Source organism: Nocardioides flavus (ex Wang et al. 2016), from assembly GCF_014653115.1.
Lineage (GTDB): Bacteria > Actinomycetota > Actinomycetes > Propionibacteriales > Nocardioidaceae > Nocardioides > Nocardioides flavus.
Map to the genome: position 1 here is coordinate 1 of NZ_BNAD01000039.1, position 657 is coordinate 657.

Consider the following 657-nt stretch of genomic DNA (forward strand, 5'->3'; position numbering starts at 1 on the left):
GCCGTTCCCGCGTGGCGTGCCCGTGCGGTCGCGGAGACCACCATCCACACCTCCCCTCCGTTGACTCGTGAGGCGGCGGGGTTCGTCGACGCGCAGGTCGCCGCCGTCGCCGGACGCATCGGACCCGCGCAGCTCGACCGCCTCGTCGCCGAGACCATCACGCGCTACGACCTCGCCGTCGCCGACCCGACAGCCGATCCGGAGGACGGCTACCTGTCGGTGGACCCGCGCCACGTGACCGTGCATGACGACGACGTCCACTTCGCCGGCACCATGCGCATCGAGGCCGAGGTCGACCTCGCCGACGCCCTCGACCTCGACCGCGCGGTCGCGCACGACGCCGCCACCCAGAAGGCACTCGGCTCCACGCTGTCGCTCGACGCCCGCCGCGCCAAGGCGCTCGGGAACCTCGCTCGCACCCAGACCGCACTGGACCTCGCCGGCCCAGGAACAGACAGCGAGGACCTGCCGCCCGCGCGTGAGGTCGTCATCCACGCGCACTTCGACGCCAGCCTCTCCGGCGACACCACGATCTTCGGGCCGACCGGGCGGATGGAGAACGGCCAGCGCCTCGTCCTCCTCAAGCAGATCCAGGCCTGGCGCGGCGACACCCACACGAGCGTGACGATCAAGCCCGTCATCGACCTCAACACCCCG

Annotated in this window: 1 pseudogene; it reads left to right on the forward strand. The window is 72.0% G+C overall.

The features are described from left to right. Positions 1 to 657: pseudogene (locus tag IE200_RS20500) on the forward strand (hypothetical protein); the annotation flags it as partial.